This window comes from Leclercia sp. LSNIH3 (assembly GCF_002935105.1).
GTDB lineage: Bacteria > Pseudomonadota > Gammaproteobacteria > Enterobacterales > Enterobacteriaceae > Enterobacter > Enterobacter adecarboxylatus.
Window position 1 is genome coordinate 276945 of sequence record NZ_CP026391.1, and the last position, 22254, is coordinate 299198.

General features: G+C 52.1%; 15 protein-coding genes and 8 pseudogenes. 9 read left to right on the plus strand and 14 right to left on the minus strand.

Annotated elements, in window-relative coordinates:
* The first annotated feature begins 30 nt into the window (after positions 1-30).
* Complete coding sequence (locus tag C3F35_RS26290) at positions 31-960, plus strand: Rpn family recombination-promoting nuclease/putative transposase (RefSeq protein ID WP_040113343.1); 930 nt, start codon at positions 31-33, stop codon at positions 958-960.
* Here the strand turns inward: C3F35_RS26290 and C3F35_RS27210 are convergent.
* A pseudogene (locus C3F35_RS27210) lies at positions 957-1189 on the minus strand (DUF2913 family protein); the annotation flags it as partial. The gene C3F35_RS26290 and the pseudogene C3F35_RS27210 overlap by 4 nt on opposite strands.
* 160 nt (positions 1190-1349) lie before the next feature.
* Between C3F35_RS27210 and C3F35_RS26305 the strand changes: the two are divergent.
* Positions 1350-2047, plus strand: a protein-coding gene (locus C3F35_RS26305) for an IS1 family transposase (protein WP_223852547.1) whose coding sequence is annotated in 2 segments (ribosomal slippage) — positions 1350-1599 and positions 1599-2047 — 699 coding nt in all. Because the reading frame shifts where the segments join, the coding sequence is not laid out codon by codon here.
* 212 nt (positions 2048-2259) lie between these two features.
* Here the strand turns inward: C3F35_RS26305 and C3F35_RS26310 are convergent.
* The 4 genes and pseudogenes from C3F35_RS26310 to C3F35_RS26330 all read right to left on the minus strand — a co-directional run.
* Positions 2260-3261: an NAD(P)H-quinone oxidoreductase gene (locus tag C3F35_RS26310; protein ID WP_000903281.1), complete on the minus strand. Its 1002-nt coding sequence runs from the start codon at positions 3259-3261 to the stop codon at positions 2260-2262.
* Between the two features lie 124 nt (positions 3262-3385).
* Positions 3386-3862 (minus strand): annotated as a pseudogene (locus tag C3F35_RS26315) (IS3 family transposase); the annotation flags it as partial.
* A gap of 80 nt (positions 3863-3942) precedes the next feature.
* Positions 3943-5451 (minus strand): group II intron reverse transcriptase/maturase, encoded by a 1509-nt coding sequence (gene ltrA / locus C3F35_RS26320; protein ID WP_001189111.1) that lies wholly within the window; start codon positions 5449-5451, stop codon positions 3943-3945.
* A 672-nt stretch (positions 5452-6123) separates the two neighbouring features.
* Positions 6124-6809, minus strand: a pseudogene (locus C3F35_RS26330) (IS3 family transposase); the annotation flags it as partial.
* A 51-nt stretch (positions 6810-6860) separates the two neighbouring features.
* On the opposite strand from C3F35_RS26330, the pseudogene C3F35_RS27300 reads away from it, so the two are divergent.
* From C3F35_RS27300 to C3F35_RS26345, 3 genes and pseudogenes are all read left to right on the plus strand, one after another.
* Positions 6861-7007, plus strand: a pseudogene (locus C3F35_RS27300) (regulator); the annotation flags it as partial.
* A gap of 69 nt (positions 7008-7076) precedes the next feature.
* A pseudogene (locus C3F35_RS27410) lies at positions 7077-7256 on the plus strand (hypothetical protein); the annotation flags it as partial.
* 169 nt (positions 7257-7425) lie between these two features.
* Positions 7426-10077 carry an excinuclease ABC subunit UvrA gene (locus tag C3F35_RS26345; RefSeq protein ID WP_012561117.1) on the plus strand — a complete coding sequence of 884 codons (2652 nt, stop codon included), beginning with the start codon at positions 7426-7428 and terminating at the stop codon, positions 10075-10077.
* A gap of 71 nt (positions 10078-10148) precedes the next feature.
* Here C3F35_RS26345 and C3F35_RS26350 read toward each other — a convergent pair.
* Both C3F35_RS26350 and C3F35_RS26355 read right to left on the minus strand, forming a co-directional pair.
* A pseudogene (locus tag C3F35_RS26350) lies at positions 10149-10448 on the minus strand (IS66 family transposase); the annotation flags it as partial.
* 569 nt (positions 10449-11017) lie between these two features.
* Positions 11018-12151, minus strand: a complete 1134-nt coding sequence (locus C3F35_RS26355; protein WP_022651297.1) for a glutathione-independent formaldehyde dehydrogenase — start codon at positions 12149-12151, stop codon at positions 11018-11020.
* A gap of 431 nt (positions 12152-12582) precedes the next feature.
* Here C3F35_RS26355 and C3F35_RS26360 point away from each other — a divergent pair, with 431 nt between their 5' ends.
* Positions 12583-12909, plus strand: a complete 327-nt coding sequence (locus C3F35_RS26360; protein WP_022649401.1) for a four-helix bundle copper-binding protein — start codon at positions 12583-12585, stop codon at positions 12907-12909.
* 447 nt (positions 12910-13356) lie between these two features.
* Positions 13357-13953 (plus strand): annotated as a pseudogene (locus C3F35_RS26370) (LysR substrate-binding domain-containing protein); the annotation flags it as partial.
* 41 nt (positions 13954-13994) lie between these two features.
* Here the strand turns inward: C3F35_RS26370 and C3F35_RS26375 are convergent.
* The 5 genes from C3F35_RS26375 to C3F35_RS26395 form a co-directional block, all read right to left on the minus strand.
* A complete protein-coding gene (locus tag C3F35_RS26375) occupies positions 13995-14654 on the minus strand; it encodes an SDR family oxidoreductase (protein ID WP_007897903.1) in 660 nt (219 codons plus the stop codon).
* Between the two features lie 294 nt (positions 14655-14948).
* A complete protein-coding gene (locus tag C3F35_RS26380) occupies positions 14949-15785 on the minus strand; it encodes a helix-turn-helix transcriptional regulator (RefSeq protein WP_023279881.1) in 837 nt (278 codons plus the stop codon).
* A 75-nt stretch (positions 15786-15860) separates the two neighbouring features.
* Positions 15861-16640 carry a DMT family transporter gene (locus C3F35_RS26385; protein ID WP_048702732.1) on the minus strand — a complete coding sequence of 260 codons (780 nt, stop codon included), beginning with the start codon at positions 16638-16640 and terminating at the stop codon, positions 15861-15863.
* A 178-nt stretch (positions 16641-16818) separates the two neighbouring features.
* Positions 16819-17694 (minus strand): MBL fold metallo-hydrolase, encoded by an 876-nt coding sequence (locus C3F35_RS26390; RefSeq protein WP_017384065.1) that lies wholly within the window; start codon positions 17692-17694, stop codon positions 16819-16821.
* A gap of 82 nt (positions 17695-17776) precedes the next feature.
* A complete protein-coding gene (locus C3F35_RS26395) occupies positions 17777-18709 on the minus strand; it encodes a LysR family transcriptional regulator (protein ID WP_158002126.1) in 933 nt (310 codons plus the stop codon).
* Between the two features lie 260 nt (positions 18710-18969).
* On the opposite strand from C3F35_RS26395, the gene C3F35_RS26400 reads away from it, so the two are divergent.
* Together C3F35_RS26400 and C3F35_RS26405 are read left to right on the plus strand one after the other, a co-directional pair.
* The gene (locus C3F35_RS26400; RefSeq protein WP_023279877.1) at positions 18970-20094 is read left to right on the plus strand and encodes an alkene reductase; all 1125 of its coding nucleotides are present in this window, start codon (positions 18970-18972) and stop codon (positions 20092-20094) included.
* 95 nt (positions 20095-20189) lie between these two features.
* Positions 20190-20498 (plus strand): ArsR/SmtB family transcription factor, encoded by a 309-nt coding sequence (locus C3F35_RS26405; RefSeq protein ID WP_032415288.1) that lies wholly within the window; start codon positions 20190-20192, stop codon positions 20496-20498.
* 546 nt (positions 20499-21044) lie between these two features.
* On the opposite strand, the pseudogene C3F35_RS26410 reads toward C3F35_RS26405, so the two are convergent.
* Both C3F35_RS26410 and C3F35_RS26415 read right to left on the minus strand, forming a co-directional pair.
* Positions 21045-21733, minus strand: a pseudogene (locus C3F35_RS26410) (IS3 family transposase); the annotation flags it as partial.
* Between the two features lie 90 nt (positions 21734-21823).
* Complete coding sequence (locus tag C3F35_RS26415; protein WP_017384060.1) at positions 21824-22252, minus strand: hypothetical protein; 429 nt, start codon at positions 22250-22252, stop codon at positions 21824-21826.
* Between the last annotated feature and the right edge of the window lie 2 nt (positions 22253-22254).

Genomic DNA, 22254 nt, shown 5'->3' on the forward strand with positions numbered 1-22254 from the left:
TCTCCGGGTCATTTTTCAGAGCCAGGGCAGATGAAGAAGAAAAACAGCACACCCACTCCTCACGATGCCACGTTCAGGCAGTTCCTGACGCAACCGGATATTGCCCGGGATTTCATGGAAATCCACCTGCCTGCAGAGCTGCGAGCAGTCTGCGATCTCAGCACGCTGAAACTGGAATCAGGCTCGTTCGTTGAGGATGATCTCCGCCAGTATTTCAGCGACGTCCTCTATAGCCTGAAAACTACAGCCGGCGACGGCTATATTCATGTTCTGGTCGAGCACCAGTCAACGCCGGACAAACATATGGCTTTCCGCCTCATACGCTATGCGGTAGCCGCCATGCAGCGCCACCTGGAGGCAGGGCATAAAAAACTGCCACTGGTGATACCGGTGCTGTTCTATACGGGTAAGCGCAGCCCGTATCCGTACTCTACTCGTTGGCTGGATGAATTTGACGCTCCCGAGCTGGCAGGCAAACTCTACAGCAACGCTTTCCCGCTGGTAGACGTTACGATCATTCCGGATGATGAAATCGCTGGCCATCGCAGCATGGCCGCCCTGACTTTACTGCAAAAGCATATTCACCAGCGGGACCTGGCAGAACTGGTCGACCGGCTGGCACCCATCTTGCTGGCGGGATACTTGTCTTCATCGCAGGTGATATCGCTGGTACACTATATAGTGCAGGCAGGCGAAACATCCGACGCCGAAGCCTTTGTACGCGAACTGGCACAGCGTGTGCCGCAACACGGAGACGCACTTATGACCATCGCACAACAGCTTGAACAGAAGGGCATCGAGAAGGGGATTCAGCTCGGTGAACAACGCGGCATTGAAAAAGGCGAGCGCGAAGCCACCCTTAAAATTGCACGAACCATGCTCCAGAACGGCATTGACCGCAATACCGTCATAAAAATGACTGGTCTGACTGAAGACGACCTGGCGCAGATCCGCCACTAATCACCCTTTCCTGGCACTCCCTGTCTGGTCATCAGCGAATACTGGTGGGGCAGGGAGTCACCAGACTCAAGTTCAGCCAGCCACAGCGATTAAACAGCTTCATCACCTCGCCACATTCCCCCGTCAGACACGCTGTCAACGGATTTATCTGTAAAGCGACATAGAGATTGGCTCGTAAGAGATAAATGCCGTTCACACCCGCACTGAGCGCCACAGCATTCCGACCGGCCCCCAGTTAGCAGCTTCTCAGTCGGGCACAATCCAGTAAAAAAGCGATGAGTCATCGATGGAGATACAGGCTAGAAAAGTGCGGTTCTGGCTTGTTCATATCCCGGGTGATGCTGCCAACTTACTGATTTAGTGTATGATGGTGTTTTTGAGGTGCTCCAGTGGCTTCTGTTTCTATCAGCTGTCCCTCCTGTTCAGCTACTGACGGGGTGGTGCGTAACGGCAAAAGCACCGCCGGACATCAGCGCTATCTCTGCTCTCACTGCCGTAAAACATGGCAACTGCAGTTCACTTACACCGCTTCTCAACCCGGTACGCACCAGAAAATCATTGATATGGCCATGAATGGCGTTGGATGCCGGGCAACCGCCCGCATTATGGGCGTTGGCCTCAACACGATTTTCCGCCATTTAAAAAACTCAGGCCGCAGTCGGTAACCTCGCGCATACAGCCGGGCAGTGACGTCATCGTCTGCGCGGAAATGGACGAACAGTGGGGATACGTCGGGGCTAAATCGCGCCAGCGCTGGCTGTTTTACGCGTATGACAGGCTCCGGAAGACGGTTGTGGCGCACGTATTCGGTGAACGCACTCTGGCCACACTGGAGCGTCTTCTGAGCCTGCTGTCGGCCTTTGAGGTCGTGGTATGGATGACGGATGGCTGGCCGCTGTATGAATCCCGCCTGAAGGGAAAGCTGCACGTAATCAGCAAGCGATATACGCAGCGAATTGAGCGGCATAACCTGAATCTGAGGCAGCACCTGGCACGGCTGGGACGGAAGTCGCTGTCGTTCTCAAAATCGGTGGAGCTGCATGACAAAGTCATCGGGCATTATCTGAACATAAAACACCATCAATAAGTTGGAGTCATTACCGCGAATGTGTTAGACTGTGTCCACCATAGAAAAGCCAGAAAACGAAATCAGATATTTTAGTCGCCACATATCGTGTCCTGTGATATTTGATTACTATCACCCGATAAGCGTATTAATAAATGCTGGCTCAACATTGGTGGATATTTAAATGGTCATATTCCTGATGACCTAACGTGGGAGTTGTGTCGGGCTTAAAGCTAATTCACCGTAAGAACAATTTTCCCAACATGCTTGCCGGACTCCATCAATGCATGCGCGCGTGCTGCTTCGCGTAACGGGAATGTGCTGTGAATCATGGGATGGCAACGACCTGCATTGAGAATCGGCCAGATATTTTTAAGCAAGTCGTTGGCAATTTCGGCTTTTTCGACCGAAGTTCGTGCTCGCATCGTTGAACCCGTGACAACCGCTCGCTTCAACGCGAGTTCTTGCAGATCCACTTGTTCTGCGAAAGCTCCGCCAAGGAAGCCAATGATTACCAGCCGGCCATCCATTCCTAAACTCCTCATATTTCGGGAGAAATAGGATGCACCCATTATATCGAGAATGATATCAACGCCACGGCCATCCGTTTGCTTCAAAATGAAATCAGAAAAATCAGTTGTCCGGTAGTTGACTGGCGTAGCGCCAAGCTCTGCGATCACATCGCATTTATCATCTGATCCAGCCGTCGCATATGCCTCGATACCGATTTCGCGGCATAGCATCAACGCGGTTGTGCCGATACCACTTGTTCCCCCATGAATCAGAACACTCTGACCCTGTGTTGCGCCACCAATCTTGAACAAGTTTGCCCAGACGGTGAACAGAGTCTCAGGAAGTGCCGCCGCTGCTATCATTGACATGCTGTCTGGCACCGGCAGTGTCTGGCTTTCCGGCACGATGCAATACTCACCATAACCACCGCCATTCGTCAGAGCACAGACTCGGTCACCAATCTTTACGCCCGTGACGCCTTCACCAATTGATGAAACCGTTCCAGCGACCTCAAGACCAGGAATAGGGGTTACGTCGTCAGGCATAGGGTAATGACCCTGGCGTTGAATGACGTCAGGACGATTAACACCTGCGGCCTTGACGCGAACCAAAATTTCCCCAGCCTTTGGCACCGGAATCGTTGTCTGAACGGGCGTTAAAACCTCTGGCCCGCCAGGCTCAGAGATTTCAATGACAGTCATTTTATTCGCAGTATGTAACATGAACGTAAGTCCTTATGATTTTGTTTTTCGTTGAATTTCCCAACTACACTGTGTCTCATCACTAGCCACTTTTCTGTACGTTGCAGCACGTACCCTCTTCTAGGGGTGAATCGCCACGGATAATCTAGACACTTCCGAGCCGTTGATAATACTGGTTTTCATATTCTGTCGGTGACATCTGATCGCTAGAACCATGCCGACGCTTACTGTTATAAAACATTTCGATGTAATCAAAAATATCGCTGCGGGCTTCTTCCCGCGTTCCGTAGATCTTTTTCTTTATCCGTTCGCGTTTCAACAACTGGAAAAAGCTTTCTGCAACCGCATTATCATGGCAGTTACCGCGACGGCTCATGCTGCCCTCCAGGCCGTGTGATTTCAGGAACGACTGCCACTCATGGCTTGTGTACTGACTGCCCTGATCCGAATGAACCAGCACCTGTTTTTGGGGATTACGCCGCCATACAGCCATCAGCAGTGCGTTCAGGACAATGTCCTTTGTCATCCGGGATTGCATGGACCAGCCGATAATTTTGCGTGAGAACAGATCAACAACCACGGCAAGATACAGCCAGCCTTCGTGGGTCCTGAGTAGAGTAAGAGGCAGGGCGTAGTCGGACTATTTCCCTGCCTCTCCTCCCCGAACCGGACGTGCACCTTTCAGCGCATCCGGCTCTCCATTTAAATGCTGGCGAACGCCATTGCCACTTCTGTAAAGCGCGATGTATACGTGTTTCTGGTCTCCGTCCTCAGATAGGGATTACCTTCGGGTAGCCGCCAGCGGAACAGCTTCTTGCCTTGCCCCACCAACCGGTACAGTATTTCGCCGCTGAGCTTGCCGTGATTGGTTTTACCAAATAAAACCCACGTTTTGCTCTGACCCGGTTTCGGTGATTTACACCACCACCTCATCAGGGAAGCGATACCTGTACGGTATTTGCGGGCCAGCCAGTGAGCCAGCTTCCAGAACACGACACGGTCGATATAACTGAAGACTTTGGCCTTAAAATCAACGAACTGATAGAACATGGCCCAGCCTTTCAGTTTTCGGTTGAGTTGTTCAGCCATATCGACTTTGCTTTCACTGTAGTTGCCTGATAACAGTGCTGTCAGCGATGCGGCGAAGTTTCTGGCTTTCTCCTGCGGGATCGTTGAGACCACTCGCATCTCGCCATAACGACTGCGTTTGCGAATGATCCTGTGCCCCAGAAAGATAAAGCCGTCATTAACATGGGTGATTTTAGTCTTATCCATGTTCAGCCTGAGTTTCAGACTGCCTTCGAGCACACCCCGACACTCCTCCCTGATGGCTTCCGCCTGTGCTTTGGTGCCTTTGACGATGAGGACAAAATCATCGGCATAGCGGCAGTACGCCACCGCGGGTTTCCACTGCCAGTTTTCTCTGACCGCCGTACTTCGGCCCCGTTGGATACTGTTATTCCAGTACCACCGATCTTTTCTGGCTTTCCCGCTCAGGTAGCGCTCATGCAGGTATTGATCGAACTCATTCAGCATGATGTTCGATAATAGCGGCGATATAACACCGCCCTGTGGTACACCTTCACTGGCCGCCCGAAAGAGACCGACATCGATATGTCCCGCCTTGATGGTTTTCCACAGCAGAGTCATGAAACGTGCGTCACTGATCCTGCGGCGTACAGCCTTCATCAGCAGTCGATGATGTACGGTGTCGAAGTAACTGGACAGGTCGCCTTCAATCACCCAGCGTCCCCGGGTTTCACCACAGTCTGTGAGCTGTAATTTCACCGTGCGGATCGCGTGGTGGACACTGCGCTCAGGCCGGAAGCCATATGAGAGCGTATGAAAATCACTCTCCCATATCGGCTCCATCGCCATCAGCATGGCCCGCTGAACAATACGATCCCGCAACGCGGGGATACCCAGTGGTCGCAGTTTGCCGTTGCTTTTAGGGATGTAAACCCGTCTGGCGGGCAAGGGCTGGTAGTGGCCTGAGAGTAATTCATCCCTGAGGATTTGCAGCTCAACAGCCAGTCTGGCCTGTAGCATTGTTTTGTTCACGCCATCAACGCCGGGGGTATGGGCCCCCTTTGATGAAAGCGTGATCCGCGCCGCTTCAGCCAGCCATTCTGGTTGTGTTATCAGACGCAGCAGCCGTTGAATCCGTAGGGACGGATCGGTGGCTGCCCATGTGGCAAGCTTGCGTTGCATTTCGCTGATTATCAAAGGTCTTCACCTCGTTAGGTCAGTTAATTCACGTCGCAAACACATTCAAACTGCTTCCCTTCGCCATGTAATGGGCTTTCCCCATCGCGGACTACTACGGAAGCTCCGCCAGCCAGCGCGTCATCGGAGCCATGCCCCCTTAACATCCGTCGCTGACCTTCCCCGGTTTACCTGCCTGGACTCAGGCATACTGAGGAGGCTGCCCGTCGCACTCTTTATCCTTGCTTGCCGCAAGTTGGCAGAAGTCAGCAACGCAAGCGTGATAGACGCTGCTGCCCCGGTGTTTCGCATACATGTCAAAACACCTTCGACCGGCAGTGCTTACGTATCACTGCCAGTTCCTCCTGCACGGCCTGTCAGATCACGTAGGCCGTGGTGACGTTTTCAACCCACAGAGGCGGATTAACGGGTTCATGTTCTTCAGCCTTTCAGTACTTAACCTTGAGGATCATCTCGGCTTAGTGATCTCGCCTCAATCCCCGTTGTCAGCGGGTTACATCACCCTGCGGGCATGCCGCAGGTCACTGCCGCTCAGGTTCTCCACCGTCACACCCGGTGGGATTGTTGGGTTTCTCATCGTGAGTTACCGGTTCAATATTCCAGACAGACTCGCGGTTCATTTAAGCATCCATGCCCGCCCTGAACTCCGGGCACACTATAAGTAATATCGGTGACCCAGACCTGGGTGGCCCGGACAACGGTGAACTGCCGCTGCACGAGATTAGGAGCAACGACTGAAGGCCTGCCAGCGATACGACGTGGCGCTTTATAGCCGCGCACAGCTTTAATCCGGTCCAGTTGCATGATCCGACCCACCCGGTTTCTACCACAGGTTTCCCCGATTTCGTTCAGATCGCCATGAACCCGCCGGTAACCGTATACGCCTCCGCTCAGGGAATATGAGTCGCGGATAAGCATCAGCAGGCGCTGGTTATCTTTATCACGCGCCGAGACAGGGTTATGCAGCCACGCATAGAACCCGGCCCGGGCGACATTCAGTACCCGACACATCGTCATCACACCCCATACAGTTCGGTGCTCATTGATAAAGCGGTACTTCAGTCGGGCTCCTTTGCAAAGTACCGCGCGGCCTTTTTCAGGATATCCCGTTCTTCTTCGGTGCGTTTTAGCTGCGCCCGGAGTTTCAGGATCTCGCTTTTAGCTTCCAGTAAATCCCGGGCATGCTGCTCGCTGTTATCAGGTTTGATAGCCCGTAGCCACTTGTAGAGGCGGTGTGCAGAGACGCCCAGACGCTCAGATACTTAGGCGACGGAATAACCGCGTTCCGTTATCTGACGGACGGCTTCTTCCTTAAATTCAGGTGTAAATCGTGGTGTGCCCATACGCTCCTCCTATACTCAAACTATAGGGCAGGATCGTCTACCGGGGCGGGGTCAGTCCAGGGAGCCGTTAACGACCTGATGGCGGTTGTTCTGGAAAGCTATCTTCGGGAGGAATTCCCCGATACGGGCAAACGAAATGAGTCGCAGAAGAGGTCAATCGACGACACCATTTCGATAGTCCGCTCCTATCTCCGTTAACTCTGCCAGGCAGATGTCTGATGGGGTCTAAAACTGTAATGAAAGGAAATGACATATGAAATCACGTGCATTATTCATCTGTATTTTTTAATTGGTACCCGAAACCGCCTGAGTGTCGCCATCAGCTGGGTCTGGAACCACAGCGTCGCGTACCGGGGAGCCCGCATTATCACGGGAGCCAAATCTCCGGTCCCGGGTACGCCGCCAGCCAGTTCTCATACAGAAGGCGGATCCGCAGGGTACCGCTGAAACTTCAGCGGTGTCCCACATGGTACCACCGGGCCCAGCTTCAGCAATCTGTTTCCAGTCACACAAACGCTTTTTTCGACGGGCTTTCTGATCGAGCGGTCCGGCACACCAGATACCGTCACAAGAGGTGGCCTTATTAAGAGCGGACACACCTAGCACAGGAAATTCTATGGCAAAGAAACTTTTCGGTTATCATCCCATCCTGACTGACGACAACAATTCAGTTGTGATTCGCGGTGCTCGCGAGAACAACCTTAAAGAGGTGGATGTTTCCATTCCGCGCAACGCATTGGTTGTTTTTTCGGGTGTGTCAGGCTCGGGTAAGTCTTCACTGGCCTTTGGCACCATTTATGCTGAGGCGCAACGGCGCTACTTTGAATCGGTTGCCCCCTACGCTCGTCGCCTCATTGATCAGGTCGGGGTTCCGGATGTGGATGCCATTGACGGACTGCCGCCAGCCGTTGCGCTTCAGCAACAACGCGGTGCCAGTAACGCGCGCTCCTCTGTCGGCAGCGTGACCACCTTATCCAGTCTGGTGCGAATGATGTACTCACGGGCGGGCGCTTATCCTGCCGGACAACCGATGCTGTATGCCGAGGATTTTTCTCCCAACACGCCGCAGGGGGCATGCCCTTCTTGCCATGGTCTGGGCCATATCTATGAGGTAACTGAAACACTGATGGTGCCCGATCCCTCACTTAGTATCCGTGAAAAGGCTATTGCTTCCTGGCCCCCGGCCTGGCACGGACAGAATCTGCGGGATATTCTGGTGACGCTGGGGTATGACATCGACACTCCCTGGAAAAATCTGCCAGCGGAAGACCGTCAGTGGATCCTTTTTACCGAAGACACCCCCACTGTACCGGTTTTCCCGGGACTGAGTCCGGAAGATACGCGCGAAGCCGTCAGGAAAAAAATGACGCCGGGTTATATGGGGACCTTCACCGGGGCACGTCGTTATGTGCTACATACCTTCGCCAGCACGCAAAGCGCGTTGATGAGAAAACGAGTCTCCCGTTTTATGGAAGGCAAGCTGTGTCCGGTCTGTCACGGGAAAAGACTGAAGTCAGAATCATTGTCCGTCACCTTTGCCGGTGTGGACATTGGTGAATTTATGCAGATGCCCTTAGACCAGCTGGCGGAATTGCTCCTTCCAATCTCCCGGGGGGATTTCAGTGCCCACCACGCCGGCGCAGATGCCGACAGGGATATCACCCGTCGGGATCTGACAGAGCGTGCTGCATCCGGAAAAGCGGTCCATTCCGATAACGCCGATGTCTGCCGGACATCGGCGTTATCGGAAGAGAAACGACTGGCGGCACAACGGCTGACCGGTGGTGTCATGGCCCGGTTGTATCAGTTGCAGAAGCTGGGGCTGGGTTATCTTACGCTGGACAGAGCAACCCCAACTCTATCTGCAGGAGAGCTTCAGCGACTGCGTCTTGCCACGCAACTCAGTTCGATGCTGTTTGGTGTGGTCTATGTTCTTGATGAACCGTCTGCGGGTCTGCACCCCTCAGACAGTAAAGCGCTTTACGATGCGCTTGAGAACCTTCGTGATGCCGGCAACTCGGTGTTTGTCGTTGAACATGATCTTAACCTGATGCGACGGGCGCAATGGCTTGTTGATGTGGGACCGTCGGCTGGTGAACAGGGAGGACATGTTCTCTACAGTGGTATTCCTGAAGATCTGAAAGCCGTCACCCAATCTCGTACCGCGCGTTATTTATTTGATGAAGTCCGGCCACCACAATCTTTTGCCCGTATCCCATCCGGGTGGCTGAAACTGCAGGGGATCCATCGCCACAATCTTAAGTGGATCGATGTTGATATTCCTCTGGGTGTGCTGACAGCCGTGACGGGAGTCTCTGGCTCCGGTAAATCCAGTCTGATTGCCCAGGCCTTACCGGAACTGGTGCTTTCTTCACTTGGCGGTGAGCCAGAAGACGTGCTTTCCGAAGCCAGCGACGCTGAGGGGCCATCCGTAACGGAGAAAACGTACGGTACCCTGACCGGTGATACCGGACTGGTAAAGCGTCTGGTTCAGGTTGACCAGAAACCGATAGGCAGGACCCCCCGTTCAAACCTGGCGACATATACCGGGTTGTTTGATCCTGTTCGTAAGCTCTTTGCCGGAACGACTGACGCCAAACTCCATCATTACGATGCGGGTCAATTCTCTTTCAATGTGGCAAAAGGCCGCTGTGCAACCTGTGAAGGTGAAGGATTCGTCAGCGTGGAGCTGTTGTTTATGCCGAGCGTGTATGCACCGTGCCCGACCTGCCATGGCGCGCGGTATAACCGGGATACTCTCAGGATCTGCTGGCAGGACAAAAATATCGCGGAGGTCCTGCATATGACGGTGGATGAAGCCAGTCAGTTCTTTGCGACTGAAGAACCAGTGGCTCGTCCCCTCCGTCTGCTGAGTGAAATTGGTCTGGGCTACCTGCGTCTGGGACAACCAGCAACCGAGTTATCCGGAGGGGAGGCGCAAAGGATCAAGCTGGCAACCGAACTACAACGTAGCCAACGTGGCCACACGTTGTATATCCTAGATGAACCGACAACCGGCCTGCATGCTTCAGACGCCGACCGCCTCCTTGTGCAGCTGCAGCGGCTTGTTGATGCAGAAAATACGGTGATAATGATTGAACACGATATGCGGGCGGTTACTCAGGCAGACCAGGTTATCGACATCGGTCCTGGAGCGGGACATGAGGGAGGACGCCTGGTTGCCGCAGGAACTCCCGAACAGGTATCGCAGGTCAAAGAAAGCCGTACCGCACAGTATATTGCCAGGGAACTCTCACGGAACGGTTAAAAAGGGCTGTGTCGTCATTGCGTCAATGGCGGCACATTCCCGGCGTGTTCTGTATCAGTAATCTCCCGCAGGTATAATTTCAGCGCATCCCACTGGTTCAGCGCGTACGCGAACGCCTTCGACAGCTCCGAGTGCCGTGACAGCGTTTTCTGCTTTTCACGCAGCCAGCCCTCCAGCGCGGTCAGCAGCGGTACCGCTTTTTCCTGCCGAATGGCCAGCCGTTCCGCCGCGCTTTTGCCCCGGATGCCCGCCTCGATGCCATACAGCTCGCCGATACGGCACAGCGCTTCGGTCGTGGTGTCAGAGGGCGTCCGCACGTGCACGTCCGCCTGCAACACCCCGCTGAACCCCGCAAGATGCGACTGCGGATGTGTAACGCTGGCGTGATAGAAATTTTAAGTCAGTCATCAGGTGTCCACCTAATTAGGGGTCAGTTTGGATATCGAAAATTATTGTACGTCAAGGTTATTTTTTGACCTCTCTACTTTAGCGGGCCTCAGCCGACGAAACTTATCGGAAGCCGGTACCGGCCAGTCTGACTGAAGATGGAAGCAAAATTAATGCTGTGGGCTACCATACCTTCTTTAACAGGTGATTTGTGAACTGCAACTTCTCGGAACGGGAGTTTGCGCAAGGACCGGAAGTCCGCTTTTCGCTCATAGCGGACCGTTCCTGCGCACATGTCTGCTATGTGGTAGAGGCAGACAATACTTACAGCACAGGGCGTTAATAAATACGGAACAGATCAACCGCAGATGCCTCCTCCTGAATGTATTAATTTTGCTATCTCGTCGGCAAAATCAGGGAACAAGTCTGGATATGGAAGCGCCTGGCAGCTGAAAGTATGAATAATAACGCCCTGACAGGATATTTTATTGCACCCTGTCAAAAGTCATACATTCTTTCCCGGTTTTTGCTTTCTCATACCGGATAACTCTATTTAAGGCTTAAGGATAACCTTCGTCCATCCTTCATCCCGCTCATCGAAGTGCTTATATCCGGCAGGAGCCTCTTCAAGCGAAAGACGATGAGAAATTATTTTGCCCGGACTGGCTTTATCGTGATGGATGAGGCGAGACAGCTGACGGTTATAGGCCTTAACGTTCGCCTGGCCGGTACGGATTGCCTGTCCTTTAAACCAGAAACTCCCAAAATCAAATGGCATCTTACCCTCTCTGGCAAGCTCCGATTCAGCCCCCGGATCCTGAGGAATAAAGACGCCAACCACACCAATTCCCCCGGTTGCTTTCGTCGACGCAACAAGACTGTTCATGGTAACAGAGTTATCTTCATGGCCATGTTTGTTACAGCACTGATAGCCAACACATTCGCAGCCACAATCCGTACCGCGTCCATCCGTCAGGTCGAGAATTTTTTGTACAGCTTCATCGCCAGTAGCATTGATGCCCGTCGCCCCCATTTTTTCAGCCAGAGCCAACCGGTCTGTGTGCGTATCAACCACAAACACCTGTGAAGCACCTTTAATGATCGCCGAATGAGCTGCCATCAAACCGACCGGCCCCGCGCCATAAATGGCCACGCTTTCACCAGGCTTCAATCCGGCAAGTTCTGTTGCATGCCAGCCGGTAGGAAAAATGTCAGAGAGCATCACATAATCATCTTCTTTTTCTGCCGCATCAGGGGGAAGAACAAGGCAGTTAAAGTCGGCAAATGGCACCCGAAGAAGTTCCGCCTGACCTCCCTCCCAGGGACCCATTTCAGCAAAACCATAAGCTGCGCCTGCCGTACCCGGATTGGTAGTGAGACAAAAGCCGGTCAGACCTTTTTCACAGTTTTCGCAAAAACCACATCCCACGTTAAACGGCAGACAAACATAGTCGCCCACCTTAATACGTTCAACGCCTGAGCCAATTTCGACCACTTCACCCAGGTTTTCGTGACCCAGAATCCGTCCCTGTTCAAAGCTGGTCCGGCCCTCATACATGTGCAAGTCCGACCCACAAATGTTGGTGGTGGTGATGCGGACGAGTACATCCGTGGGGCGGACAATTTTCGCATCCGGTACGTCTTTTACTTTTACATCATAAGGACCGTTGTAAATTACTGCTTTCATGATCTTCTCCTTCTTGCGTGCGGAAAGGAAATGCTGCCCCGCGGATTGGGGTATCAATCGAGTTTAGCTGCCATAACAGATCTCGCGATCGGCGAAAGGACGATTAGGATGTTTCTTAACTAAGTGCATTGAAGTCTGTAAGACAGGTACTTACCGATGAAGGCTGCCTGGAAAACGTAAAAACATCACACGTTAATCCGGTTTTTTTAAGCAGGCAAGGGATTACGGACAGCTTTGAGCGAGAAGCGGATAAAGTAAATCTATCTCATTTCTGCATTGTGCCAGAAGTAGACATAGGTGAATTAGGTAACCCTAGAGATGCACTTTGAATCAATGATATGAAATGCTGAAAAGGTAATTAACTAATTCAAAATTTGAATAATCAGTTATCTCTTCCATGCTTAATACGTAACCTTAGCTAAGGAGAAATTATGTTAGACGAATACAAAAAATGCATCGAAGCCTGTTATCTATGTGCAACGGCATGTGATAACTGTGCGGCTTCGTGTCTCGACGAAGAGAATCTGGAGATGATGCGCGAGTGCATAAAACTGGATATGCAGTGTGCAAATATCTGCCGTCTTGCAGCTCAATTCATGACACTAAATAGCGGGTCTGCCCAGGATCTTTGCCGTCTTTGCGCTGATGTTTGTCAGAAGTGCGGTGACGAGTGTGGAAAGCATGAACATGACCATTGTCAGGATTGCTCAAGCGCTTGTCATCACTGCGCCGAACAATGCAGAAAGATGGCCGCCTGAGAAAAACTCAAATTACCAAACCCGCTTCGGCGGGGTTTTATATTCCCGGTAATAAGTCGTAGAAGGATGAGATAGATGAGTTTAAGAGTACGGGCGGGAAATAGATCTACTCGAAAGTACTAGCCTCAATGACAAATTCTGGCACAGATTATTTGATTGGCTCAATGTCCGTTTTCGCTGACAGCGGACTGCACCCCGCCGGGGTGACCGCTTCGTGCCAGAATTGGACGTTTCCAAAATCTGCATGCACTAATCGGTGGAGAGCAGATCTCACTGCATAGCCATGCAGACGCGCAGAAATCATCAGGGGCGTTTGAAAGGTGCCGGAAACAGGCGGGAGGCCGCAGAAACGTGCTGAGGGCGCCTGCGGCGGTGCGCCCAAGGGTTGTTATGTTTAATATGGCAGAACTTTCCTGTCGCTATCATTTTGACGCCCGCTATTCGCTCATAGATATGCCTGTCGCGTTTGCGGCTTTACTTGTTATACCCAACCTGCCTGATTTTTATCGCCAGCATCCCGGAATTGAAATTATCCTGAGCAGCTCAGACCGCCGACGGAATATGCTGCATGATGGCCTGGACTGCATACTGAGGGTGGGGGAGCTGGACGATGGCGACTATATCGCAAAGGAGGTGGGAACCGTTAAAATGACGACCTGCGCCAGTCCTGCGTATCTTGATCAACACGGCACCCCGGAAACAATGGACGAGTTGCAGCAGCATCAGGCCGTCAACTGGATTAACAGCAGCAACAGACAAGTTATGCCCTGGACATTCGGGACGTCAGAGGGCTCCACCGAAATTGAACTTCCAGGCAGGCTTGTCGTGGATAACTCAGAAGCCTACATTGCAGCAGGCCTGGCGGGGCTGGGAATACTACAGGGCATGAATATTTTTTTGCAGCCTTATCTCGATCGCGGGCTGTTGGTAGAGGTTCTGCCAGATAATACGTCCCCGAATCGCAAACTGTAACTTCTGTATCCGCACCGCCATCTCTCCCGAAAAGTACGGGCGTTTACCGACTGGCTGGAAAGTTTATTGTAAACGCCTGGGGGCCTGCAGCCTGCTGGTACGTGCGCTGCCTTTTATCGGCCCGCCAGCTTCTGTATGGCTTCACGGACAGGAGCATCGCCAGACGTCAGCTCAATGATGACGCGGCTGACGGCAGGTTGCTCAATGAGTTCAGCCAGCGTAGCCGCCACGTCATCACGGGGCACGTTACCATACGGGATGGCCAGGCCGGCACGTACATAACCCGTACCAGTCTTATCCTGCAGCGCGCCGGGGCGCAGGATCACCCAGTCAAGCTCGCTTTGTGCTAGTTCCACATCGGCCATTTTTTTAACACGCATATAATTTTCGAATGATTCAGAAGTGGTTTCTCCCCGTGCGGACTCCGGGAATGCAGAAACGAGCAGAAAGCGAGACACACCGGCACTGAGGGCGGCAGCTACCGACTTTTTCAGCCCTTCGCCGTCGACCGCATTGGTCATCTCCTGTCCCCCCTTACCGCCGGCACCGGCAGTAAACACCACTGTATCACTACCTGCAAAGTGCATCGCCAGCGCAGCTGCATCCAGCTCTGTCAGGCTCCCACTGACGGGCTCAGCACCCAGCTCGCCTAGCAATGCCTGCTGCTCTGGCTTACGGTAGAGGGCACGAACAGCATGCCCCCTACCTGAAAGGATCCTGCACAGACGCTGGCCGATTTTGCCTGCACCACCGATAATGAAAACATGAACCACAGTTGTCTCCTTCTGGGGTTATGATGTGTCCGAAATTATAACCTGACATCAGGTCAGTTCCTTTGAGCCTGACCGATTGCACTGCATGCTGCTGCCAGCACCAGACAGCTGGTCAGATACTCAGTTGTTCTTATAGCTGAGAACAACAGCCGTACCGATTTAGCTCTCCCGTCACGATGAGAACTCCTGAACCGGTTACACGCAATGCCGGCCAATATCTTCCGTTATATTCGAAAGATCCACGCAAGTTACTGAAGTGCGAGGGACGCAATGTGTACCTTGAACGAACTGAAGTCAGCGGAACCCTGAAGGTTCGATTCCATAGCGTTCAGAAAACTGCTTGCTGAAGCTCGATAGTGAATTGTAACCCACCCGCCCCGCGACCGTTTTTACCGGCAGCGTCGATGTCATCAGCAGGCGGAGAGCCTCCGCGATACGTGCATCGGCGATAACTGAGCGTAAGCTGGTTGACTCACTGGCCAGGTGGCGCCGAAGCGTGGGGCCACTGAGTCCCGTCAGATCTTCAATTTCAGCAGCACTCCAGGGATGAGCCGGTTTGTCCGCTACCATCTGACGGATTTTCATGGCCAGACTTGGCTGCCGGGCTCGCAGCAAAGCATGGTATCCCATGCCATAAAGCCAGAGCACCACTTCAACCATGGCGTGCAGGGAAAGCGGACGCTTCCCTTCCCGCATTGCGGCTGTCCAGCGGTTAAGGGGTGAAAGAAGAGCTGATACGGAAATGGCTGCGATGCTGCCGGTGTCCTGTGGTGGTGGTGCGGCAAGTAACAGCCTGGCTGCTTCAAGCTGTTCCTCCGCGAGCACCACGCTCAGGGCAACAAACTCACCACTTTGTTCTGAAGGGGCATATTCTATATCGATGCTACGGGCATTCGGGACGACCATAATCTCGCCCGGGATCACCCGGTGCCATTTCTCATTTTCACGATACCGGAATTCTCCTTCCAGCGGGAAGGAAAGGGTCGCACCTTCCACCTCGAACTTCTTTACCTGATGCGTCTGTTCTGCGCGAAGGCAATCGCAGGGAAGTGGAAAACGGGAGCGTGCCAGGGTAAGAAGCTCAGCGAGGAGATCATCAACGGGAGAATCGGAAAAGCTGACTGTTTGCATATTCATCCGGAATTTGACTTTGACCGCTATTATACGTCGCCATATACAAAAGCATACAGCGACGCGTGCGGTTGTCTATTCCCGGATGACAAAAATCAGGCCGATTATAGTTATTGCCATACCCACAAGCATGGGCAATGTAATGGCCTCTCCAAACAGCAACCACGCTTCAGCTGCCGTGAGAATGGGAACCAGGTAAAAGTAAGTAGCGACTTTGGTTGCTTCACCGCTTCGTATCATAAAAATCAGCAACATAATCGCCAGAACCGATACGCCAATAACCAGCCAGCCCAGACCCAGCGCAAATGATAAGCTCCACTGCGTCGGAGCAGATTCGAACATCAGGCTAATTGCACCCATCGATATTGTCAAAGTGACGTACTGTAAAAACGTGTTCGCAAAGATATGTCCATCTCCCTGAGCACGGCGCTGATAAAGCGCTCCGATCGTTACGCCAAATAACCCCAGCATGACCGACCCAAAAGCCACAGGATCCAGTGCAAAACTATGCTGGCCTGGCGAGAGCACCAGGAAAACGCCCGCAAAGCCAATCGCAATACCCAGCCATTTCCGGGGATGCAGGGACTGACGGTGCATGAGTGAAACCAGTATTGCAGTCAGTACCGGCTGCAGGCCGGTGATGAGCGCCACAATGCCTGACGGCATGCCACGATGGATGGCATAAAAGCATCCGCCCAGAAAGAAGCTCTGCAGGAAAAGTCCGACAATCAGGTTGCGAACCATTCCTCTGCCGGACGGAAAACGGGCCCTGAACCCCAGTGTAAGCAGCAGAAGGACCAGACAGGAAAATGCGCCACGCAGGAATAAAAGATGAAACGGCGCGCTGTACTGCACGGTAAATTTGGCTGCGACAAACCCTGACTCCAGAGGAATACAAAAAGCCAGGGCGCAAGAGTAATGAGCCATTTTTTTGTGAGGCAGTGATATTCATAGTATTGCAGGTGGGTTCTTGTCGGGCGATATGAAAGGGGATCTTCCCGGTCACTATTGTGTGCACCGGGAAGGAAGGTGATCAGACTGCGGGTGACCACAGGTCGTAATTCAGTGCGAAGCTGTTACCTTCACGGATAACCTTACCGGTAGTAGGCAGGTTGAAGTGCATACCACTGACAGCCAGGTTATCGCTCGCTGCGCGGTCAAGCACTTTGCTACGGATGGCCGCCGCCGCCGCAGGATCGCTGTCGAACGCGATAGTAACGTCAGGCTGAGCAACCTGAATGTGCGGGAAGTGAACAATATCACCCCAGATGAGCAGCGACTCTTTTTCATCACCCAGCAGATAACCGGTATGTCCTGGTGTATGGCCGAACAGCGGTACAGTCTGAATACCTGGTAAAATCGCTTCCTCGCGGAATGGCACCAGTTTGTCGTCATAAGCGCTGAAGGCGTTCCTTGCTACTTCAAAGAACGGCTTGAATGCGTCAGGCGCGCCAGCGGAAATGGTTTCATCACGCCAGAAAGCGAGTTCTTTCTCATGCACAAACAACTGCTGAACATTGCGGAAAACGGGAGTCTGCAGGGGGCCTGCAAGCCCGCCGATATGGTCAGGATGCGCGTGAGTCAGGAGAAGGGTATCAATCTGAAGCGGGTCAATGCCTGCCGCGGCCAGGGCTACCTGAAGCCGACCGCCCCAGCCATTGATACCTCCGGCACCACTGTCAATCAGGATGGTTCGCTCAGGCGTCTGGATAACGTAGACGTTGATATTAATACGGGGTACTGCTGGCACACCGCGCTTCTGCAGTAAATCCTCGGCACGTGAGCCGTCAATACCAGACAGCAGCTCAAAAGATACGTCCAGATAGCCATCACTCAGCATGGTCACAGTCATGTCACCTACTTTTTTGCGATTGATAGCCGGGGCCTGCCAGTTCAGTTGTGAAGTCATATTGGTCTCCGTTACGATTAGAGGTCATCAGGTTTTACTTTAGCAATAGTAACGAAATTTCTGGTTCGAACTGCTCATCCTGCTACGTAAACCGCTCATTCTTAAAATCCGGAGCACAGCAGGTTATATTGCTTTTGCCTTTCTCATGTAAGGTGTCGGTATTATCTTTACCGGAGCCTGTAATGGACATTATTGGAATTATCATGTCGGCGGGAAAAGCCTCTGACCAGTCCTCAAGCACCCGACAATAGTGTCCCGCCTCAATCCCCGCCAGGGCAGAAGACTCCGGCAGGTAGGCCAGGCCGTAGCCATCTTTTACTGCCTGAAGCATTGGATAAATGCTTGAAAAAGTAAGCTGCCCGTCCACTTTTTTCACAATCTCCCCCTGCCTGACAAATTCCCAGCCATACAGCGGGCCTGTGGGTGACAGACGTATATTGATGCAGTCATGTTTTTCCAGCTGAGAGGGATGTAGCGGCAGACCTCTTTCTGCAAGATAGGTGGACGATCCAATGACGACAAACCGTATGTCCGGTGCGATTCGGACGGCCACCATATCCTTTAATATGTCATCACCAATTCGGACTCCGGCATCAAAATTGCCCTCAACAATGTCGACAAAACCGTTCTGCTGCGACATTTCCACCTTGATATCCGAATATTTTTTTAGTAACGGTGATAATCGTGGCCAGAGACATTCATGAATCATGTGATCTGATACCGTAAGTCTGACCAGCCCAGCCGGTGTATGGCGCAGTCTCTGAAGAGCTGTCACGCCCGCTTCAATGCGCGCAAGACCGGGTTCAAGCGTCAGTAATAATTGTTTACCGGCTTCGGTGACAGCCACCCGCCTGGTTGTACGCATAAGTAACGGCATGCCAACGCGCTCCTCGAGACGACGTATCGTGTGTGAAAGCGTGGATGCCGAGATCCCGAGGCGGACAGCAGCCCGTGAAAAACTGCACTCCTGTGCTACTGCCATGAATGCAACATAGTCATTAAAATCGTGACGCATACCGTTCCCGTTCAGGATCTCCGATAACATTATCAGAACCATTTAGGTTCATGATGCCGATTCTGTGAGCCATCAGGCAACCCCCCCGTTCCGCTCATCCGATCATAATTTTTATAAATCTAGATATTGGTAAATCTCAATATGTGGAATAAAGTGTCGTGGTTCTGCGGCTACATCGGCCGAACGACGACATGCCAGGTCGTAAATGCTGAGACATGGCGTTTCAGTGATATTGAAAATTCGCTATATCAGGATATGTAATGAAGACGAAAAACCTGTTCTCTCCCACCAGACTAGGTCCCTACACCCTGAAGAATCGTGTTGTACTTCCGCCTTTAACCCGCTCACGGAGCTCACAACCGGGTGATATTCCGAACGAACTGATGGCTGAATATTACGCACAGCGCAGCAGTGCCGGGTTTATGGTGACCGAAGGAACACAAATCGAACCTCGTGGGCAGGGTTATGCGTGGACCCCGGGGATCTACAGCTCACGGCAAGTGGAAGGCTGGAAGAAAGTGACGCGGGCAGTGCATGAAAAAGAAGGCATCATTTTTGCCCAGCTCTGGCATGTCGGAAGAGTATCCCATAACTCCCTGCAGCCATGTAACGCCTCGCCTGTCGCTCCGTCGGCGATACCGGCAGGGGAAAACGTTAAGGTATTCATCGAAACCGGGCCGGGAGAGGGTGCGCTGGCTACCGCTTCCTGCCCCCGCGCACTGGAAAAAGAGGAAATTAGTGAGATTGTCAGGATGTACGCCGGGGCAGCTCAGAACGCCCTTGATGCCGGTTTTGACGGTGTGGAAATTCACTGTGCAAATGGATACCTGGTTAACCAGTTCATGTCATCCCATAGCAACAAAAGAGAGGATGAATATGGTGGCTCATTACATAACCGGCTGCGGTTTCTGCGCGAAGTGACGCAGGCTGTCGCTGATGTGGTCGGTAAAGACCGTGTGGGAGTCCGTTTTGCTCCGCTCTTTCAGACCACGGATGAAGTAAGGGTCTATCTTGGCCTGGTGGAAGATGATCCCCATGAAACCTATACCGAAGCCGTTAAAATTCTTGAAGAAATCGGAATAGCCTATATTTCTCTTGCTGAAGCCGACTGGGATGATGCTCCCGAATTGCCTGAAGCATTCAGAGCTGAAGTCCGTAAGTTATTCAGCGGTGTAATTATGTATGCCGGGCGATATACGCAAGAAAAAGCCGAACGGATTATCGGTGCTGGCTGGGGAGACATTATCGGATTTGGCCGCCCGTTCATAGCTAATCCGGATTTACCGCAGCGCCTTTATCATGAATGGCCACTGAATCCGGTCGATCCAACAACCATGTATGGTGGAACGGCAAAAGGCTACACAGATTATCCCGCCTTTGGCTAACCATTCTTATGAGCATCAGCTTTTCAAAAGCTGATGCTTAACGTAGAGAAGTATCGTAACATTGCAATTCCTCAATGCGACAAGTGACAGAGTTTATGCCTGATATTGATTTGAATGACGTGATTAAGGCGCTGGGAAACCCTGTTAGAAGAAAAATTCTGCATATGCTCAAGGAACCGAAAATACACTTCCATCAGCCTTATGCTGATGCGGACGAGTTCGGTGTGTGTGTCAGTATCATTCAGGAAAAGGTCGGGCTCTCACAGTCTACCGTTTCTCTTTACCTCTCAGCTCTTCAACGGGCACAACTTGTTACTTCTCAGCGCATCGGTCCCTGGACGTACTACAAACGTGACAATGATAAAATAAGGGTTGTTCTTGAGTTGCTGAAAAATACAATCTGATACAGGACTGAGCACATTCAGTGTAACAGTACCGGGGGTTCGTACTTGCGATCCCGGCAGGCATTCCATGAAAGCGCACTAATTCCTCAATATCAGGCTGCAGACCGGTCATAAGAGGCTAATAGTTTTGCAAAATATCCACCAGTTTGGGTCAAATCACTCTGTCGGTTGGTGTGCATACTCGGTGCAAGGACCTGCAGATATTTAAGATGGCGGATAGCTTGTTACAGTGCCGCTGATGACATTCCGACCCTGTTGCCGTCCGGGTAAGATAATACCTCTGACAGCGGTCATAAAAGCCCAACATAATTGTCTTTCGAGCCATATATTAATCGCTCATCGCGCTCTCTTTTTCGAAGAGGTGTCACTTAATCATGATCGGTCAGTACAAAAAGACAGTGCTTTTCCAAATTCCGGACGGTTGTATGCGAAAACGGTGAAGCTCAACAAATGGTGTCATCGCTGTGCAATGCTCTGCGGGCTCATTCTTTCAGTTAACTGTTTGGTTACAGCTTCAATGAAGTATTTCAGTTAATTCACAGCGAGGGTTTGAGGAAACCACGCTGTGATTACCCAACGCTCATCCGGAGCATCCGGATTGAACTGTCGCTGGAGCTTGTTGGGCGACACGATACTGGCCTCGCCTTTACATGCCCTCGGGCTCCGGTATCCGACCTGAGCCTTTATCCCGACACGTTTCATCAGTCGCCAGACTCTGTTCACTCCGCACTGTTGCCCGCTGTCCCGCAGATCCAGATGGATTTTGCGATAACCATAGACGCATCCCGATTCCAGCCAGAACTGTTTAATCTGTCCTGTCAGTCTCAGGTCTGCCTGATGGCGTTGTGAATGCGGCTGCTGAAGCCAGGCGTAAAAACCACTGGGATGTTCATCCAGCACCCGACAGAGCAGGCGAACAGGCCAGCAATAGGTGTTGTCACGAATAAAGGCGTACCTCAGTCGGACAGCTTTGCGAAGTACGCCGCGGCTTTTTTTAATATGTCCCGTTCGTCGGTAACCCGCTTCAGCTCTTTCTGAAGACGGCGGATCTCGGCCTGAGCATCTGACTGTTCTTTATTAGTGGAAGAATCCGGACCGTAGTTCTTTATCCAGGCGTAAAGGCTGTGGGTGGTGATATCGAGACGCGTTGCAACGCTGGCAACAGAATAACCGCGATCAACAACCTGTTTGACTGCTTCAATTTTAAACTCTTCAGGATAACGCTTACCGCTCATGGGCACCTCTCTTTAAGTCATCTTAAATGACTCTGAGGTGTCTGTTAAACCTGTGGCGATTCACCTCGCGTCCTTCCGTTCAGTATAGCCTCAGTCCCTGACACCACCCGAGAACGGAATGACGTCCCCTTTCTCCCTCCCGGTGTTGCGTTCAAGCTCCCTGACATACTGCTGTAAAAGTATAAGGTTATGTAACAGCTCTACATTTTCAGCCATCATCTTTTTGATTTCTTCCCTCAGCTCATTTCTCTGACGGCGATACTTTTCTTTCAGCTTGATCTGCTGCTCAATGCCCTGCTCATCAACCGGCGCGGTGCCCTGGCACGTTTTTTTCAGACTGCGGATAGCCTCCCTGACCTGCCTGTACTCAGGACAGTTATAATTCAGGGTGCCGTTTGCCAGCCCCGCTCGTTTTTCCACAGCATACTGGCTGATACGCTCCCCTGATAACATCAGTTCCCTCAGGGCCTGCTCTGCTCTTGCCTGTGTTTTTTTAACCCCCGACTGTTCGTTCGTCATGC

Excerpts from the sequence above, each read along its gene's own strand:
- C3F35_RS26290 (WP_040113343.1), top strand. The coding sequence starts at position 31 with ATGAAGAAGAAAAACAGCACACCCACTCCTCACGATGCCACGTTCAGG.
- C3F35_RS26310 (WP_000903281.1), bottom strand. The coding sequence starts at position 3,261 with ATGTTACATACTGCGAATAAAATGACTGTCATTGAAATCTCTGAGCCT.
- ltrA (WP_001189111.1), bottom strand. The coding sequence starts at position 5,451 with ATGCAACGCAAGCTTGCCACATGGGCAGCCACCGATCCGTCCCTACGG.
- C3F35_RS26345 (WP_012561117.1), top strand. The coding sequence starts at position 7,426 with ATGGCAAAGAAACTTTTCGGTTATCATCCCATCCTGACTGACGACAAC.
- C3F35_RS26355 (WP_022651297.1), bottom strand. The coding sequence starts at position 12,151 with ATGAAAGCAGTAATTTACAACGGTCCTTATGATGTAAAAGTAAAAGAC.
- C3F35_RS26360 (WP_022649401.1), top strand. The coding sequence starts at position 12,583 with ATGTTAGACGAATACAAAAAATGCATCGAAGCCTGTTATCTATGTGCA.
- C3F35_RS26380 (WP_023279881.1), bottom strand. The coding sequence starts at position 15,785 with ATGCAAACAGTCAGCTTTTCCGATTCTCCCGTTGATGATCTCCTCGCT.
- C3F35_RS26390 (WP_017384065.1), bottom strand. The coding sequence starts at position 17,694 with ATGACTTCACAACTGAACTGGCAGGCCCCGGCTATCAATCGCAAAAAA.
- C3F35_RS26395 (WP_158002126.1), bottom strand. The coding sequence starts at position 18,709 with ATGCGTCACGATTTTAATGACTATGTTGCATTCATGGCAGTAGCACAG.
- C3F35_RS26400 (WP_023279877.1), top strand. The coding sequence starts at position 18,970 with ATGAAGACGAAAAACCTGTTCTCTCCCACCAGACTAGGTCCCTACACC.
- C3F35_RS26405 (WP_032415288.1), top strand. The coding sequence starts at position 20,190 with ATGCCTGATATTGATTTGAATGACGTGATTAAGGCGCTGGGAAACCCT.
- C3F35_RS26415 (WP_017384060.1), bottom strand. The coding sequence starts at position 22,252 with ATGACGAACGAACAGTCGGGGGTTAAAAAAACACAGGCAAGAGCAGAG.